Below are 16,451 nucleotides of genomic sequence, written 5' to 3'. Positions count from 1 at the left end.
ACAGGAGACGCGGCATGCTTAGCGGTGAAATCTACGTACAGCAAGGAGTAATCACCGAGGAGCAACTTCGAGAGGCTCTCTCGAAACAAAAAGAACTCGGCACACAACAACCTATCGGCGACTTGCTCGTGCAGATGGGCTATTTGAGCGAGAAAGACCGTGTTCGATGCATGGGGCTGATGTGGGGTGTGGAATTCGCGGATGTAAGCGAAAACAAGCCGGATCCCACAGCCGTGGTTTTATTGAGCCCAGCCTTCGCAAAACGCTTCAAGGTTTTGCCTTTATCTATCGTTAATAACCGTCTGCAAGTGGCGATGGTGAATCCGCTCGATATTTTCGTCATTGACGAACTACGGATGGTTACCGGATATGAAATCGAGCCCTTAATTTCCGTCGAAGAAGACTTAGTCGCTGCAATCAATGCAATTTACGCAAAAGAAACGGCGGTTTCCGATACGTTAAAAGGCGTTTTAAACGAATACGATGGTGAAGTTCAACTCAATAAAACGGACGGTGAAGAAGAACTCAGCGCTGCGCAACTCAAAGAATTAGGAGAGGAAGCCCCCATCATTCGGCTTGCGAATCTGATTATCAATCAAGCCGTAACCGATAGAGCAAGCGACATTCATATCGAGCCTTACAAAGACAAAGTGCAAGTTCGCTATCGAATTGACGGTGTTCTCCACGAAATCATGGACATGCCGAAACGCGTGCAAGCCCCCCTTATTAGCCGCTTCAAAATTATGGCAAATATGGACATCGCAGAAAAGCGTGTTCCCCAAGACAACAGAATCTCTGCGGTGATTCAAGGAAAAGAATACGATTTTCGCGTGAGCACACTTCCTCTGGTGCACGGCGAGAAAGTGGTTCTCCGAATTTTGGATAAAGGTAACGTGATGATAGGACTTAATAAATTGGGTTTCTTGCCGGATACCTTATCTTCACTCGAAGACGTTTGCTCACGCACTTACGGAATTATTTTGATAACGGGCCCCACCGGCTCAGGAAAATCAACGACGTTGTATTCCATCTTGAACAAAATCATGAGTTCCGAAAGAAACATCATCACGATAGAGGATCCGGTGGAATACGAGATTCCTGGCATAAACCAATGCAATGTCAATGTGAAAGCAGGAATGACATTCGCTGCGGGATTAAGAGCCATGCTACGTCAAGACCCGGACGTCATCATGGTCGGTGAAATGCGCGATTCAGAAACCGCAACGATAGCGATGGAAGCGGCACTCACAGGACACTTAGTGTTAAGCACTCTTCATACCAATGATGCCGCAAGCGCTGCAACTCGTTTGATGGACATGGGCGTCGAACCCTTTTTGATTGCTTCTTCTATCATAGCGGTGCAAGCACAGCGGCTTGTCAGAACAATTTGCACGAAATGCCGTGAATCGTACACCGTCCCTCGAGAAACGCTTCTTCGTTACGGATTTCCGCTCGAGGAGGATATGGGGACAAGCATAGATAAGTCATTAAATTTATTCCGCGGTGCTGGCTGTGACCATTGTCTCCAAACCGGTTACAAAGGACGTACAGGCATTCATGAATTGATGATTTATACCGATGAGATTAGGGATCGCATCTTGAAAAAGGAACCTGCTCATGTTCTCCGTACATTAGCGGTCCAAAACGGCATGCGCACACTACCCGAAGACGCGCTGCAAAAAATCCTTCGCGGAGACACAACGGTGGAGGAAGTAGTAAGGGTGATTTATGCGTGAGGAGATAAATGTCTTCTATTCCTAATCCTTTACCGGAATGGCCGGATGAAACTCATTCCGCCATCGAAGCGATTCTCGAAGAAGCGAGAGAATTGGCCGCGCTTCCACAAGTGGTTTATAAAGTGATTCAACTCACCGGCTCGAACAATTCTTCGGCGCAGGAAATAGAACGCGTAATTTCCATAGACCCAGGTTTTTCGAGCAAAGTGTTGATTTTGGCGAACAGCGCTTTTTATGCTCTGCCCAGGAAACTTACGTCCATACGCGAAGCGACTACTTTTTTAGGTTTTAGAACAATTCGCCAACTCGCACTGACGGTGGGGGCTTTCGATTTGTTTTTAGGAAAAGCGGATATCGGAAGTTTACGACGCAGGGATTGGTGGCGCCACAGCGTAGATAGCGCGGTTTGCTGCAAAGTCATTGCCGAGAAACTGGGAGGGATGCAGCCAGAGGACGCTTATACTTGCGGACTTTTGCACGACATCGGAAAACCCCTTTTAGACCGCTCGAAACGAGCATCTTATAGCGACGTAGAACAATTAGTGCAAGGGGGGGCTTCCATCTTAGATGCCGAAAAGTCGGTTTATGGCTGCAACCACACGGAAATAGGAGCAGCGGCGGCAAAACTTTGGAATCTACCGCGCATGGTCATCGAAGTGATTGAACATCACCATGCACCGAACGGCTTTTCCTTAAGGAACAAATGTCAATTTTTGAACAGTGTAGCCATTACGGCTTTCGGCAGCGAGATTGCCCATGCACTCGGGAAGGGGAATCTCGAAATTTGTCTCGAGGAATGGGTTAGCAAAACGCTTTCATTATCCGAAGATAGCAAAGAACAACTTTTTCAGCATTGCAAAGATGCGGTCGCAGAGCGTTCGTCATCGAGTTTTTAGGAGGTATCGAAAATGTCTTCACGATTCGATTGGAAAGAAGTATTGAGTCAGCAAAACCAGGAAGAAGGCTCTCTAGGTCCGCTTCCGGAGCATGTCGAAGTAGATCCGAGGAATGGCGAACCGATCGAAATTAAGCAGACTTCGGACAGCGAGGGAGCCCGTTCTCTCGATGATGTTCATATCGACGATTTGCTGAGAGAGAGTGTGGAGAGAAAGGCTTCTGACTTGCACATCACCGTCGCTCTCCCTCCTATGGTGCGCGTAGATGGAGAGTTGACTCCGCTTCCTTACGAAATCGTGCGACCCGAAATTTCACACCGTTTGATTTATGAAATTCTTAGTGATGAAAGAATTACGATTCTCGAAAAAACGCGAGAACTGGATTTTTCTCACGCTGTAAAAGATATCGGTCGTTTCCGTGTCAATGTGTATTACCAGCGTGGAAGCCTCGGTGCGGCTCTTCGTGTCATTCCCCAGAATATTCCGTCTTTCGATGATTTGCGGCTACCACCGGTTTTACGGGAAATTACAAAAAGAACGAGCGGATTGATTCTTGTTACAGGCGCAACAGGTTCTGGAAAATCCACAACAATCGCCGCAATGGTAGACGACATCAACAACACTCGGCGCTGCCATATCATGACGATCGAAGATCCGATTGAATACCTGTATAACCACAAAATGGCAATGGTGAATCAACGAGAAGTTCATCATGATACTTTGAGTTTCCAGAACGCTCTCCGAGCAGTGTTGCGAGAGGACCCAGACGTGATCGTCGTTGGCGAGTTACGAGATTTGGAAACGATTACTGCCGCCCTCACCCTTGCCGAAACGGGACACCTCGTTTTCGGAACGTTGCATACGAGAAATGCACCACAATCCGTTGACCGTCTCGTGGATGTATTTCCTCCTGGGCAACAGGAACAGATTCGCGTTCTTTTATCGAACACTTTAGAATGCATTATTTCACAGCAATTGGCTCCGAAATTAGGGGGGGGTAGAATCGTCGCTGTGGAAATCATGGTCGCTACACCCGCAATCCGAAACCTGATTCGCGAAGCGAAGACGCACCAAATGTATTCCGTAATCGAAACCAGCACACAGCAAGGAATGGTTACCATGGATCGCTCGCTTTTGGATCTGTATCGCAACGGATACATCACGCACGAAGATGCCTTGATGAGAGCAGTGGACCAGGAGAACTTCAGTCGCTTAGCGAAAGGTGTTGCGTAGGCATCTGCCGTTCTGACGGTCAGACATGTCCACCCATCGTGGCTGATGCTTTTTTAACCGCGGTATCGTCTTAAAAAGCATCATGGAACAACCACCGCCTGAACAACGGCCTTCCCCTCCCGACCCCTATGGGTTAGGACCTACTTCCGCAGGTATTAGTGCTCATTTGGCTGGAGCGCTTTGTTATGCTCCTTTTCTCGGTTGGCTCATTTCGCTTCTATTTCTCGTAATGGAAAAAAATCGCTTCGTAAAATTCCACGCTCTTCAAGCATTAGCCCTCGCAATCGTTTTATACGTGTTTTCGTTATTTTGTTTTTGGTTTTTATGGATAATGTGGCCTTTAATGTGGCTTATAAGCTTTGCTATTTTCGTCGCGTTGATTTATCTCATGGTTCAGGCATACAACGGCAAATGGTTTCGTATTCCGGTAATCGGTGATTTCGTCGCAAAACAGATGGGATTATAGGAGCCCCGCATCCCGCTGATTCAGTATAAGCGAAGTTCTTATCTCACTTGCACTTTTTCGTAAACTTCGACGACATCTCCTTCTTGGAAATCGTCCCATCCTTCGAATTGCATACCGCATTCGTATCCCGCCAATACTTCACGCACATCTTCCTTCAAATGCTTCAAAGAAGCAATTTTGCCTTCGTAAACAATCTCTTCCTCGCCTCTTCGTACACGACACAGTGCACCCCGTTGCACTTTTCCTTCTTTCACGTAACAACCAGCGACCTTCCCCGCTTTCGTAAGTTCGAAAACTTTCCGAATCTCGACTTTTCCGAGCGGCTGTTCTTCGTAAACCGGTTCGAGCATTCCTTTTATCGCTTTTTCGATATCTTCGATTAATTCGTAAATCACTCGATAAATGCGAATTTCTACTCCTTGCCGCTGCGCCTCTGCTTTTGCATTCGGTTCTACTTTCACGTTGAATCCGACGACGATCCCCCCCGCTGCGCTCGCGAGCAAAATATCGTTTTCCGTAATCGAGCCTACGCCGGAATGCAATACTTTCACTTCGACTTCAGGATGCTCCATCTTTTGCAAAAGACCTAACACCGCTTCTAATGAACCTTGCACATCAGCCTTTACGACCATGCGAAGTTCTTTCATTTCTCCCGCTCGCAGTCGCTCGCTCAAAGCCTCGAGGCTTACTTTCACGCCGGTTTTCTCTATGGCTTTTAATCGTTCTTGCATTCGAAGTTCTTCCGCCTTTTCACGAGCGGCTTTTTCATCGAGGTAAACCACGACTCGATCACCTGCTTGTGGAACACCATCCAAACCGACTATTTCTACAGGTGTCGAAGGTCCTGCATCTTTAATTTGCTTTCCTTGGAAATCGTACATCGCTTTGATGCGTCCACAATACTTGCCAACGAGAACGACATCACCTACTTTCAAAGTACCGCTTTCGACCAAGACCGTAGCTACAGGTCCTCTTCCTTTATCTAACCTCGCTTCGATAACGACCCCTTCGACTTCCCCCCCCGGGTCCGCTTTCAAATCCATGAGTTCCGCTTGCAAAAGAATCATTTCCAAAAGCGAATCTATTCCCTCGCCGGTCTTTGCAGAAACAGGAACGCAAACGGTTTGTCCCCCGAATTCTTCAGGAACGAGACCATGTTGTAGTAGTTGCTGTTTTACGCGAGCTACATCTGCCTCAGGTTTGTCTATTTTATTAATAGCAACGATAATCGGGACATTCGCCTGTTGAGCATGATGGATCGCTTCGATAGTTTGCGGCATAACTCCATCATCCGCAGCCACGACTAAAACCGCAATATCAGTAACTTGTGCACCACGCGCTCGCATCGCTGTGAATGCTTCATGTCCAGGTGTATCTAAAAAGGTAATTTTTTTAGAATTTACACTCACTTGATATGCGCCGATGTGCTGTGTGATTCCACCGTATTCTTTTTCCGCTACCTTGGTCTTGCGAATGTAATCCAATATGCTCGTTTTTCCGTGATCTACGTGACCCATTATGGTGACGACAGGTGCTCTGGGTTGCGTGCCAATTGCGCGTTTGCGACGTATTTGAGGCTCTTCGAGTTTGGGTTTCGGTGGTTCCGCCCATTTCACTTTGTATCCGAATGAATTTACGATTTTTTCTGCGATATCGTGCTCGAGTACTGTCGTTAGAGGAACAATCTTTTGCAGTTTGAGCAACGCTTTTTGTACATCTCTCGTTTCGATGTTCAGTGCAATAGCAATATCGCGCGGCGTCGCTTTCGGCGGTAAGAAAACGACTTTTTCTCCTACGACTTCCGCTACGGCTTCTTTGATAACTTCGAGAGTATCTTCATCAACCTCGATGACGCCATTGACAGGGAAAACACCGAGTTCTCCCAAAACGTGCGTAACTTGCGAAGGGAGCGCACCCCATTCCGACGCAAGTTTCTGCACTTCCACTTTCTGCATAAGAGTCTGCGTTTTCTCTTTCAGTTCCGAATTGTCCTTTTTATAGGTTTCTTATTTCTATTATGTTCTTTCCTTGTTGCTATTTTCGGAAAGCGCTTTCATGAGTTCGCTTTCTAACCTCTTCCAGTCTACCGAAGAATTCCCTAGTCGAAGCGGATAGACGATGACCCGTTTTCGTATCGCCTTTTCGATGCATTCGCTGGAAGGGCATAAATACACACCTCTTCCTTCCGATTCACCGACTTTTACTTCCCCTGCCTTCGTTTTACCGATTCGAAGCAATTCCAATTTAGAACGCTTGGCTTTGCAGGCAACACACGTACGAATAGGGACATGGGGCATGCATTACATCCCTCCTCGACTTCGAGACGCTTTTGCTGTCTCCGCTTCTGATTCGCTTCGAATGTCGAGCTTCCAACCAGTGAGTTTCTCCGCTAACCGGGCGTTGATTCGATTCTTTCCTAGCGCAAGGCTCAGTTGCGTGTTCGGGACGATGACTTCTGCGCGTTTTTCTTGAGGCACTAACTTTACAGAAGTCACTTTGGCAGGGCTTAATGCCGCTGTGATAAAGGCTACCGGGTCATCATTGTAAGGAATGATGTCAATTTTCTCGTCGTAAAGCTCATTGACGACAGCCTGAACTCTGCTTCCGCGCTGACCTACACAAGCCCCGATAGGGTCTACTCGCTCATCATGCGATACGACTGCGATTTTGCTCCTCACGCCAGGTTCGCGTGCCACGCGCTTGATCTCGACCGTCTTAGCGGCAATCTCAGGCACTTCCAGTTCGAAAAGTTTCGCAACAAGTTCTTCTGCCCTCCTTGAAACACGCACCTTAGGTCCCCTTCGCGTATCTTCGACTTCCTTCACGTAAACACGAATCCTGTCATTAGTGCGATAGGGTTCGGTCCGAACCTGGTCTTCTTTTTTCAAGATGCATTCGCTGCGACCGCACATCAGGATTACATCCGAACCTTCCCTACGCAATACCTGTGCGCTTACCACTTCACCGCTTTTCCCGCTGAATTCTTCTAATGTCCTTCGCCTTTCAGCCTCTCGCAGCTTCTGTTGGAGAACTTGCTTGAAGGTAGCGGCGGCAATCCTCCCGAAACTCTCAGTGGGAATCTCGATAGGAATGAAATCACCGATCTCTGCATCTTTTTTTATCTTCCGCGCCTCTTCGAGGCTTATCTGGAAATGAGGGTTCGTTACGATGCCGACTACCTCTTTCTCAATGACAGCATGGAGTTTTCCCTTCTCTGTGTCTATGCGAACGGTAACTTCTCCCGTCGCATTGACCTGCTTTTTATAAGCCGCCGCGAGGGCGACCTCGAGCTCCGCGATGACTTCCTCCATGGGAATGTCTCGCTCCTGTGCCAACTGGCGTAGGGTCTGGAAAAACTCCTTGTTCATTTTCTTCCGTTTTTGCTCTACGTATGAATAAAAAAGGATGGGGCAAAAACCATCCTTTTCCATTCGACGCTTTAGATTTTTAGTATATCACATTTTAGCATTGGTTATCGTAGGGGATAGGGTTCGGTAAAATCTTGATTGGAGATGGAACGACCTCTACTTTTGGGAACCTACGATGACCCTATCCATTGGCGGGGTTTGCCGCAAATACTCTTGCTTCATGGATATAACGCCGTTGATGAGGGGGGAGTTGGACGAGAGGCTGAGTGGGCTATTATTCCTTCAGAATCACATTTCTGCTTCATAAAATGAAATTGACTCGAAGAATTGGTTTTTCATGCGGACATCGTTTTTGGTATTCGAATCGAACTCCCGAAGAGAATAAGCGGCTCTTTGGAATATACGCTTCTCCTTATAATCATGGTCATAACTACGTATTGGACTATTCGATTCGAGGAAAGATCAATGAAAAGCACGGAATGGTCATCAATATAAAAGACTTAGATGACTTACTACTCGCAAATATATTCGAACATCTGAATAACAAAAGCCTCAATGACGAAATCGATTATTTTTTCGATAACCCACCCACGCTGGAAAATTTTATTTCCTATATTAACAAGAAGATGCCTCCCGCGTTTAAGGAGGCGAAATTCGATTCCATGCGTTTATACGAAAATCCTACGCTTTATGCCGAAATCCGGATGGAAGGAGATACTCCTATGCTCACGATAAGCAGAGTGTATGAATTTTGCGCCGCGCATACTCTTCATTGCAAAGACTTTTCGCCAGAAGAGAATCGGAGACTGTTCGGAAAATGCAACAACCCAAGTGGTCACGGACATAATTACGAAGTGCACATCGAAGTAACCGGACCGGTAAATCCACAAACAGGGATGATTATTGCATTGGACGAATTGGATAAAATCGTAAATGAAGAAATCATCGAACGATTCGACCATAAAAACCTCAATACGGACGTGGAAGAATTCCGCGAGATAAATCCAACCGGGGAAATGATTGCAAAAGTGATTTGGCAGAACCTCGCGAACAAACTTCCCGTTCAACTCGTTAGAGTCGTTTTACAAGAGACTCCACGAAATTTTTTCGAATACTCGGGTGAAGACGAATGAGCAAAAAATTAGAAGAACTTTATCGAGCAGTTTTATGCGAGATAGGAGAAGACCCTGAAAGAGAAGGTCTACGACGAACGCCCGCGCGCGCTGCAGACGCCCTTCTCTTTTTGACACGCGGATACAAGATGAGCCTCGATGGAATCGTACGAAACGCTGTCTTCCAAGAAGATGTCGAAGACATGGTTGTGGTTCGTGACGTTGAGTTTTTCAGTTTATGCGAACATCACTTATTGCCATTCTTCGGATATGCTCATATCGCATATCTCCCTGCGGGGAAAGTCATCGGGATTAGCAAAATCGCTCGCATCGTAGATTTGTTTGCGCAAAGGCTTCAATTGCAGGAACGAATGACCCAACAAATCGGGCTTGCTTTGGAAGAGGTGCTCTCCCCCGTGGGTGTAGCAGTCGTCACCGAAGCGAAACATTTATGCATGATGTCTCGTGGGGTAGAAAAGCAGGCGTCCAACGTCTCTGCGAGTTTTCTTACAGGGATTTTTAGAGATAACCCAACAACGAGAAAGGAATTCTTCGACTTGATTCGGCACAATAAACAATACGCATAAGGGTTCAGGATGGCTGATGTTTGCGTTGTTACAGGAGCAGGAAGCGGAATTGGTCGTGCAACATGTTTGGCACTTGCAAAACGTGGCGTAAGCATAATTATGGGGGGGCGAAATACGGAGCGCTTGGAATCCACCGCCGAGGAATGTAAGGGTGTAAACGTTCGCTGCTCCGCTGGCGATGTCGGAAATCCCGACTATACGGATTCGCTTTTTCAGTACGCACTGGAATTGAGAGAAAAATCCTCTAAACTTCTTGCAGTGTTTGCCGCAGGAGTGGCACACTTCGGTCCCACATTGGAACAAGAACATTCCCTGTGGGAACAGACCCTAAGGACGAATCTCACCGGGATTTACAATGCTTGCCGCTCTGCAATCCGTGCGATGCTTCCCATCGGTGGGGGAAGAATTGTGAACGTGTTGAGCACTGCCTCGAAAATTCCTTTTCCGGAGAGTGCCGCTTATGTCGCATCGAAATACGGTGCGTTGGGTTTGACGAGAAGTCTGAACGCAGAATTTCGGAAAAAAGGTATTTTGCTCACTGCATTTTTGCCCGGTAGCAGTGCGACGAATCTTTGGGAGGCTCAACCTTGGTCGCCCCCCCGAGAAGACATGCTCGACCCTCGAGATGTGGGAGAAATGATTGCATATATCGTTACCTCACCTCCTACATATAACGTAGATGAAATCGTTTTCATGCCGCCGAAAGGAGTTCTTTAATTGCAAACGGTAGGAATCATCGGCTGCGGAGGAATGGGGAAAACCCATGCTCGGCAGTATCGAAAGATGTCGGATATCGAATTGTTAGCCTTCGACATCGTTCCTGAGCGCTTAGAAGAATTTCAAACGGAAACCGACGCACACGCAGCCCCCTCCGTAAAAGCGCTCATCGAGAAGGCAGATGTCGTTGATATCTGTGTACCGACGGATTTACATCACGCACTCATCATGGAAGCGCTTTCGGGCGGAAAGCCGACACTTTGCGAGAAACCGCTTTGTCGCACCGTGCGGGAATGCGAGGAAGTCGTGAATTACGCAAAGAAATTGAACATTCCCCTTATGCCTGCGCAAGTCGTGCGATTTTTTCCGGAATTTCGTAGAGCGCATGAACTCGTGCAGTCGGAAGTAATCGGTACTCCTGCCGTTATACGCACGCGCCGGGGGGGTAGTTATCCGACGGGAGCGGGAGAGTGGTTCAATGATTTTAAACGCTCGGGAGGTGTGATTCTCGATTTGATGATTCACGACCTCGATTGGATTCGCTGGACGTTCGGAAAAGTGAAAACGATTTTTGCAGACGCACTCACCTTTTCTGGACTCGAAAAGAAGGATTATGCGTTGGCGACCCTCGCTCTCGAATCGGGTGCGGTCGCACACGTCGAAGCGACATGGGCTGATCCGGCTGGTTTTCGTGTGACTTTCGAAGTCGCTGCCAGCAAAGGTCTTATCGAACACGACAGCAGAAAAACGCCGACTTTGCGCATCTCTACATTCGAAAGGCTGTCAGCGGAAAGTCCGCTCGCTTCGGAAGACGACCCTTATTTTTTAGAACTGCGCGCATTTCTCGATTCGGTGAGGATGGGTATCGCCCCCCCGGTCATGCCGGAAGATGGGCTTGCCGCCGTTGCTCTTTGCGAGGCAGCAATAGAAAGCGCACGAACGAGAAAACCGATCCGAGCCGATATTTAACCACCGGAAAGTCATTTGAAAATCACACCTTACGGTGCTCATACGATTTTTCGCACCTTACGGTGCTCCTACGAACTATGGATTGAAAATCTTTTCACTTCTCAACCTCGAATTCAGAACATGTCCCCAAAAAGTCGAAACATAATCGCGCCTTACGGCGCTCCTACACGCGCCTACGGTTATGTTTCGAATAATGGATAACTTCCCAAAACATTCACGAACAAAGCAATCTTTCGGAGTTCTTTAATCGCATTAGCGACTTTCCTATCCCTCTCATGCCCTTCTAAATCTACGAAAAACACATATTCGAAAGAGGTGAACGGAGCAGGGCGTGACTCGATCATCGTCATATTCACGCGGAACTTTCGAAAAACATTCAGCGCTTCTGCAAGAGCACCCGGACGATGGGGGACAGAAAAAAGCAAAGAGCATCGATCGTTTCCGCTGCGCATAACCGGATGCAATCCGATTACGAGAAATCGCGTGCGATTGTGCGGATTATCGTGGATATTCGATGATAAAATCCCGAGTCCATAGAGTTTCGCCGCCAATTTCGAACCGATGGCTGCGGAAAGTTTTTCTTGTGCCGCTTGCTGTGCCGCAATCGCAGTATTTACAGCGGGAACGATTTTCGCATGAGTTAGTTCCTTTCGCAAAAATTTTCTGCATTGTGCTTCTGCCTGCCCCACCGCATATACTTTTTCGATTTCACTAAGTTTTTTCTCTTTGCTCAACAGATGATGATGGATTTCTAACTGAACCTGCGAGCAAATCCTTGCCGGAGACTGCAGAAACATATCTAAAGTATGCGCAACGACACCTTCCGTACTATTTTCGACAGGAACGACGCCGTATTCCGCTTCTTGTTTTTCGACGAAATCGAAAATATCCGGAATCGTTTCGAGCGGGATATATTTGGCTTTCCTCCCGAAATGACTCGTTGCAGCGATATGAGTGTAAGTGCCAGGCGGTCCCCAATAAGCCACGCGCACAGGATTCGGCATCTTGCTCGTCGTTGCTATGATTTCACGATAGAGAGTTTGCAATTCACTTTTCGGAATTCCTTTCTTTTCCTCGTAACGCTGTAGGATCTTGGATGAATGGGAAAAATCATAACCTTTCCCTTCCACTTTTCCCGAAATCTCCATTCTTCGATGGAGAAGGTCGAGAATCGCTTCGTCTATTTTTTCCAACTGCTTACGATAGTCTTTTTTCGGCATGGGTTTTTAGAGATTATGAAACGAAAGCGGCATCTGAGTTTTTGAAAATGAAGACGATGCTCTACCAGGGCGCTGGGAGGAAGCGCCAAAATAGCGAAATACGTAAATAATTCGTATTTTTTTCTGAGCAAAACCGTCAAAATAAACGAACTCGAAGTGATGATTTCTTGGTTATTCGCCCTTACGACCTTCCTTCCTTGTAACTTCGCTCCTGCCGCCAGTTGGAATGTGACGCCGAATCACGCGCTTTTATGGGAGGGGAAAGCGTATTTGCCGATCGGATGGCGAGCCAACGCGAGCGAACAAATTCTCCGCGCCATCGAGGGAACGGGAATAAAAGATGTCTTGCTGGAAGTTCCGCCCGAAAGCAATTGGAACGAAATCATCGAATCTTGTGAAGCGAAATCCTTTCGTTACTTGTGGCTCGATAATCGAAAAGCGCCGCGTGCACCTGCTTTCCTTATACGCCCCGAAAGTTACCGAATTACCGGAGCAGGTCCACAAGGAGATTACAGGATCCCTGTTCCGAACGGGCGCAGTGTTTTCTATATCGTTGTTTCCAACCAAGGTGATGTCGCCGAAACGCACGGTTGGGCGGACGTCGTGGACGGATACGCACGCATTCGATATCAATTGAAAGTCGGTGGGGGGGAATACACGGTTTTGCTTTATCCGAGAGTGGAGCAGAGTTCATTGACAGATTATTGGGAAAAGTTCGACCAAAGGCGCGACGCTTTTTTAGCGAAACTAAACCAAACGAAGTTCGGAGCAGGTTTGAGAGGCTTCGTAAACCCTCTCGGTCAAGTCGAAATTTGGAATGCAGCAGAAGGATACGTGCCGGATTCGGAAATCTTTCGTTTGCAATTCGAAGCGTATTTGAAAGAAAGATACCAAAACGATATCTATCGCCTAATACGCGCCTGGAAACTCGATACGGCTGAAATCGAAACATTCAAACAAGCAGCGCGTTTCGTTGCTCTGTTTTCTTCTGTTCGAGGAGTAGATAAATTCCTCGACCCGCAAACCGGCTCGCTCTTCTCTTGCGACCCGAAAACATCGGGATATTGGAACGACATAAAAACCGTAATTGACAATGCCGCTCGCAATCGCATGAAACGATTTGCAGAAGCGATTCGAAGAATTCACAATGTTCCCATCATTATCGAATGGAACGGCTGGGCTGCTGTTTACGACACGAGAGACTTAGCAGGCGATGGATTGGGTATGCGCGCAATCGGAATAGCGCTTTCACCCATCGAGCATTATGCAGGAGGCGCTTGCAGTACGACGCTTGCCTGGAATCATCGAAGTTGGCTCGTCGCGACAGACCTTCGAGTCTTAGAAAATGGGAAACCCTATCCAGATGAACAATCTTTACGCTCCGTGATTCTCGATACTGCAGAACTCGGCGCAAAAGGTTGGTACGTGAAATGGACGGGGGGGTACGAAGCGGATTGGTTGAAAAACATCCTACAAGAAATCTCGAGAGACGAAACATTCCTCACGAGACTTCCCCGTGCCTTGTTTTATCCTGAAAATGCGCGCCATCCGGCAACCACGATGCGACTTCCGGGAAATGTTTGGTGGTTGCCAACTCCGGAGTCTGGGAATCGTTTGGAGTTAGGCGAGAATTACGAAGGTTATCGTCATGTCGCTCCTTTTGCGACATACACCGTGATTTGGCGTACGGACACAGCCGCAAAAGTGCGGTTAGTGATGCGCGAGCCTTCGAAAGCGAAATTTTCGACACCCGACGGTCTCCCCATCGAAAGCAAAATTGTAAAAGGCTTACCGGAACTCGTCATCGGTACATATCCGGTTGTCATCACGGGAACGGAAGAAGTACCCGTTCCGCAAGATGCGATAGATGGTGCTCTTGCAGAATTCCAAGATTTGACGAACGAAGCGAAACGATTGGGCGTGGATATATCCGATTTGAAATTTTTCTTCACGGATGCTCATCGCAGGATCCAAGAGAATCCTCCTGCTGCATTCGAGCAGATGGTTGCAAACCTGAGAGCGATAGCTTTGCGTGTGCGCCCCCTCTCATGGATAGAAGGAGAAAGCGCAGAAGAAAATAATTTCGGATATGTCATGACGAGCGCTGCATGTTCGAATGGAAAGGCGTTGGCTCTGGACAGTGCTATCCCCCCCACCACTGAGGGATTTTATGCAACCTATCGTTTCAACGTCCCTACAGAAAGAGATGTAGAGATATGGCTTGCGGCGAGAATTCCCGAAGATTTACGCCAGTTCGTTTCGTTCGAATTCGGAAGCGAAAACGTTTTCGGAATTCCCGATACTGCGCAATCGCTTTACGGGACAGATTTCGGTTGGTATAGATTAGGGAAAATTACAGTACGTCCAGGGAATCACAAAATTCGCATTCGTTTATCTCCGAACGCGCCATCGTGGAAAATAGCGATTGACGCAATTTTTCTCACACCGTTTTCTTTCAAACCCTCAGGGCCACGCATGCCTTTTTGGCTGAAAGGTTAAAACCAAGATTTTCCCTCTTTGCAATTACTGCATACGTTTTTATCTTTCGCAATTCTTTTGGGATTCATTTTTATGTCCTAAAAAAAGCCTCAACAACAGCAGGAGCTGTTGAGGCATAAAATAGAAAGCTGTCGAGGCATGAAATAAAGCTTTTATTTTTTGCCCAAACATTAATTGTAGGAGCGCCGTAAGGCGCGATTAATATCGCATGAGATAAGGCGCGGTTTTAATTCAAAAATAACTATAGCCTCAACAGCAGGAGCTGTTGAGGCATAAAATAGAAAAACTATAGCCTCGACAGCAGGAGCCGTTGAGGCATGAAATGCATGGAAATATGCATTACCGCATCTTTCGATGCGGGCTTATTTCCCACTCGCAAAAACTTTTAGCCTTGTCTTTTCCTATATTCCCTTATGAATGTGGGAATGTCGAGTTCATCCTCCTCGGTGAGTTCTGGTTTCGGCAGATTGAGGGTTTCGTTGTCTTTCGAACCCACAGGGCGAGGAATTCCGGTAGCAGAACCGGCGCCAGGGGGAAGCGTACTTCCGGACGAGTTAGTACCAGTCTTCGCCTCTTGCGTTCGAGACGGCATCTGGACTGCGGCGGAGCGAGGGGTTCCAACGCTCGTTGCGGCTTGAAGCGCTTTCCTACCCGTCGCAGTGGTTTGGTCGAATCCCGAAGCGAGCACGGTTATTCGTACTTCGCCATCCAATTCTTTATTGAGGACAGTACCGAAGATGATATTCGCAGCGTCGCTTGCGGCGAGGTTTTGGATAAACATCATGGCTTCGTTTGCTTCGGCGAGAGTGATATCCTCGGAAGCCGTGATGTTCACGAGCAAGCGCGTTGCTCCCTCGATAGTGGTTTCCAGAAGCGGGTTGGAAACTGCGCTTTGAGCGGCTTGCTGTGCGCGATGCTCTCCTGTTCCGTATCCGATTCCCATAAGTGCAGGTCCGGCATTGGACATGATTGCACGCACGTCGGCGAAATCCACGTTGATCATCCCCGGGATGGTGATGATATCGGAAATCGCTTGGACGCCTTGACGCAATACATCATCCGCGACTCTGAACGATTCAATCAATGTAGTTCGTCGGTCTACGACAGGGAGAAGGCGGTCGTTTGGTATGCAGATAATCGTGTCTACGATTTCGCTGAGTGCCGCGATACCTTCTTCTGCAATCTTGCGTCTTTTAGCACCTTCCCACGTAAAGGGTTTCGTCACCACAGCGATAGTCAATGCGTTGGCTTCTTTTGCCAATTCTGCGATGATAGGAGCAGCACCTGTTCCTGTGCCACCGCCCATACCTGCTGTGAGAAAGACCATGTCGGCATCGCTGAGGAGTTCGCGAATTTGATTGCGGCTTTCTTCTGCGGCGTTTTTTCCTACTTCGGGGTTTCCACCGGCGCCTAATCCACGAGTTAGGTTCGCACCGATTTGGATTTTCGTAGGTGCTTTAGCGAGTTCGAGGACTTGGACATCGGTATTCATAGCGATGAAATCCACGCCTTGAATATTCGCTTCAATCATGCGATTGACGGCATTCGAGCCGCCACCGCCTATTCCTAACACTTTTATCACGGCTTGTGGCACGCCACCTTCTTTTACGTTCATAGTCATTACTCCCTTATTTTCGAGTTATTATTT

The 16,451-nt window shown here is 47.6% G+C and carries 14 protein-coding genes; 9 read left to right on the top strand and 5 right to left on the bottom strand.

Annotated elements, in window-relative coordinates; translation table 11 throughout:
• Positions 1-14: 14 nt before the first annotated feature.
• The 4 genes from gspE to VNK96_05955 all read left to right on the top strand — a co-directional run bounded on the left by gspE (position 15) and on the right by VNK96_05955 (position 4,331).
• Positions 15-1,736 (top strand): type II secretion system ATPase GspE, encoded by a 1,722-nt coding sequence (gene gspE, locus VNK96_05970; GenBank protein ID HWP31252.1) that lies wholly within the window; start codon positions 15-17, stop codon positions 1,734-1,736.
• Positions 1,737-1,744: 8 nt separating this feature from the next.
• Positions 1,745-2,632, top strand: coding sequence for an HDOD domain-containing protein (locus tag VNK96_05965; protein ID HWP31251.1), 888 nt, complete (start codon positions 1,745-1,747; stop codon positions 2,630-2,632).
• 12 nt (positions 2,633-2,644) lie between these two features.
• Positions 2,645-3,865 carry a type IV pilus twitching motility protein PilT gene (locus tag VNK96_05960; GenBank protein HWP31250.1) on the top strand — a complete coding sequence of 407 codons (1,221 nt, stop codon included), beginning with the start codon at positions 2,645-2,647 and terminating at the stop codon, positions 3,863-3,865.
• Between the two features lie 82 nt (positions 3,866-3,947).
• Positions 3,948-4,331: a DUF4870 domain-containing protein gene (locus VNK96_05955; protein ID HWP31249.1), complete on the top strand. Its 384-nt coding sequence runs from the start codon at positions 3,948-3,950 to the stop codon at positions 4,329-4,331.
• 38 nt (positions 4,332-4,369) lie between these two features.
• On the opposite strand, the gene infB is transcribed toward VNK96_05955, so the two are convergent.
• The 3 genes from infB to nusA are packed head-to-tail and all read right to left on the bottom strand — an operon-like array spanning position 4,370 to position 7,699.
• On the bottom strand, positions 4,370-6,286 hold the full coding sequence (gene infB / locus VNK96_05950) for a translation initiation factor IF-2 (GenBank protein HWP31248.1): 1,917 nt from the start codon (positions 6,284-6,286) through the stop codon (positions 4,370-4,372).
• A gap of 60 nt (positions 6,287-6,346) precedes the next feature.
• Complete coding sequence (locus tag VNK96_05945) at positions 6,347-6,628, bottom strand: YlxR family protein (protein ID HWP31247.1); 282 nt, start codon at positions 6,626-6,628, stop codon at positions 6,347-6,349.
• A gap of 3 nt (positions 6,629-6,631) precedes the next feature.
• Positions 6,632-7,699 carry a transcription termination factor NusA gene (nusA, locus tag VNK96_05940; protein HWP31246.1) on the bottom strand — a complete coding sequence of 356 codons (1,068 nt, stop codon included), beginning with the start codon at positions 7,697-7,699 and terminating at the stop codon, positions 6,632-6,634.
• A gap of 314 nt (positions 7,700-8,013) precedes the next feature.
• Between nusA and VNK96_05935 the strand changes: the two genes are divergently transcribed.
• The 4 genes from VNK96_05935 to VNK96_05920 are packed head-to-tail and all read left to right on the top strand — an operon-like array spanning position 8,014 to position 11,084.
• A complete protein-coding gene (locus tag VNK96_05935; GenBank protein ID HWP31245.1) occupies positions 8,014-8,832 on the top strand; it encodes a 6-carboxytetrahydropterin synthase in 819 nt (272 codons plus the stop codon).
• Positions 8,829-9,398, top strand: a complete 570-nt coding sequence (gene folE / locus VNK96_05930) for a GTP cyclohydrolase I FolE (protein ID HWP31244.1) — start codon at positions 8,829-8,831, stop codon at positions 9,396-9,398. Before VNK96_05935 ends, folE begins: the two co-directional genes overlap by 4 nt.
• 9 nt (positions 9,399-9,407) lie before the next feature.
• Positions 9,408-10,115, top strand: coding sequence for an SDR family oxidoreductase (locus VNK96_05925; protein HWP31243.1), 708 nt, complete (start codon positions 9,408-9,410; stop codon positions 10,113-10,115).
• Positions 10,116-11,084, top strand: a complete 969-nt coding sequence (locus tag VNK96_05920) for a Gfo/Idh/MocA family oxidoreductase (protein HWP31242.1) — start codon at positions 10,116-10,118, stop codon at positions 11,082-11,084. It abuts the gene before it with no gap.
• A gap of 179 nt (positions 11,085-11,263) precedes the next feature.
• Here VNK96_05920 and pheA read toward each other — a convergent pair whose 3' ends face one another.
• Positions 11,264-12,304: a prephenate dehydratase gene (pheA, locus tag VNK96_05915; GenBank protein ID HWP31241.1), complete on the bottom strand. Its 1,041-nt coding sequence runs from the start codon at positions 12,302-12,304 to the stop codon at positions 11,264-11,266.
• Positions 12,305-12,460: 156 nt separating this feature from the next.
• On the opposite strand from pheA, the gene VNK96_05910 reads away from it, so the two are divergent.
• Positions 12,461-14,803, top strand: a complete 2,343-nt coding sequence (locus tag VNK96_05910) for a hypothetical protein (GenBank protein HWP31240.1) — start codon at positions 12,461-12,463, stop codon at positions 14,801-14,803.
• Between the two features lie 385 nt (positions 14,804-15,188).
• Here VNK96_05910 and ftsZ read toward each other — a convergent pair whose 3' ends face one another.
• Entirely contained in the window at positions 15,189-16,418 is a 1,230-nt protein-coding gene (gene ftsZ, locus VNK96_05905) for a cell division protein FtsZ (GenBank protein HWP31239.1), read from the bottom strand.
• Positions 16,419-16,451: the final 33 nt, after the last annotated feature.

This window comes from Fimbriimonadales bacterium, from assembly GCA_035559795.1.
Lineage (GTDB): Bacteria > Armatimonadota > Fimbriimonadia > Fimbriimonadales > ATM1 > DATMAR01.
This window is presented reverse-complemented; position numbering and strand designations above follow the sequence as displayed.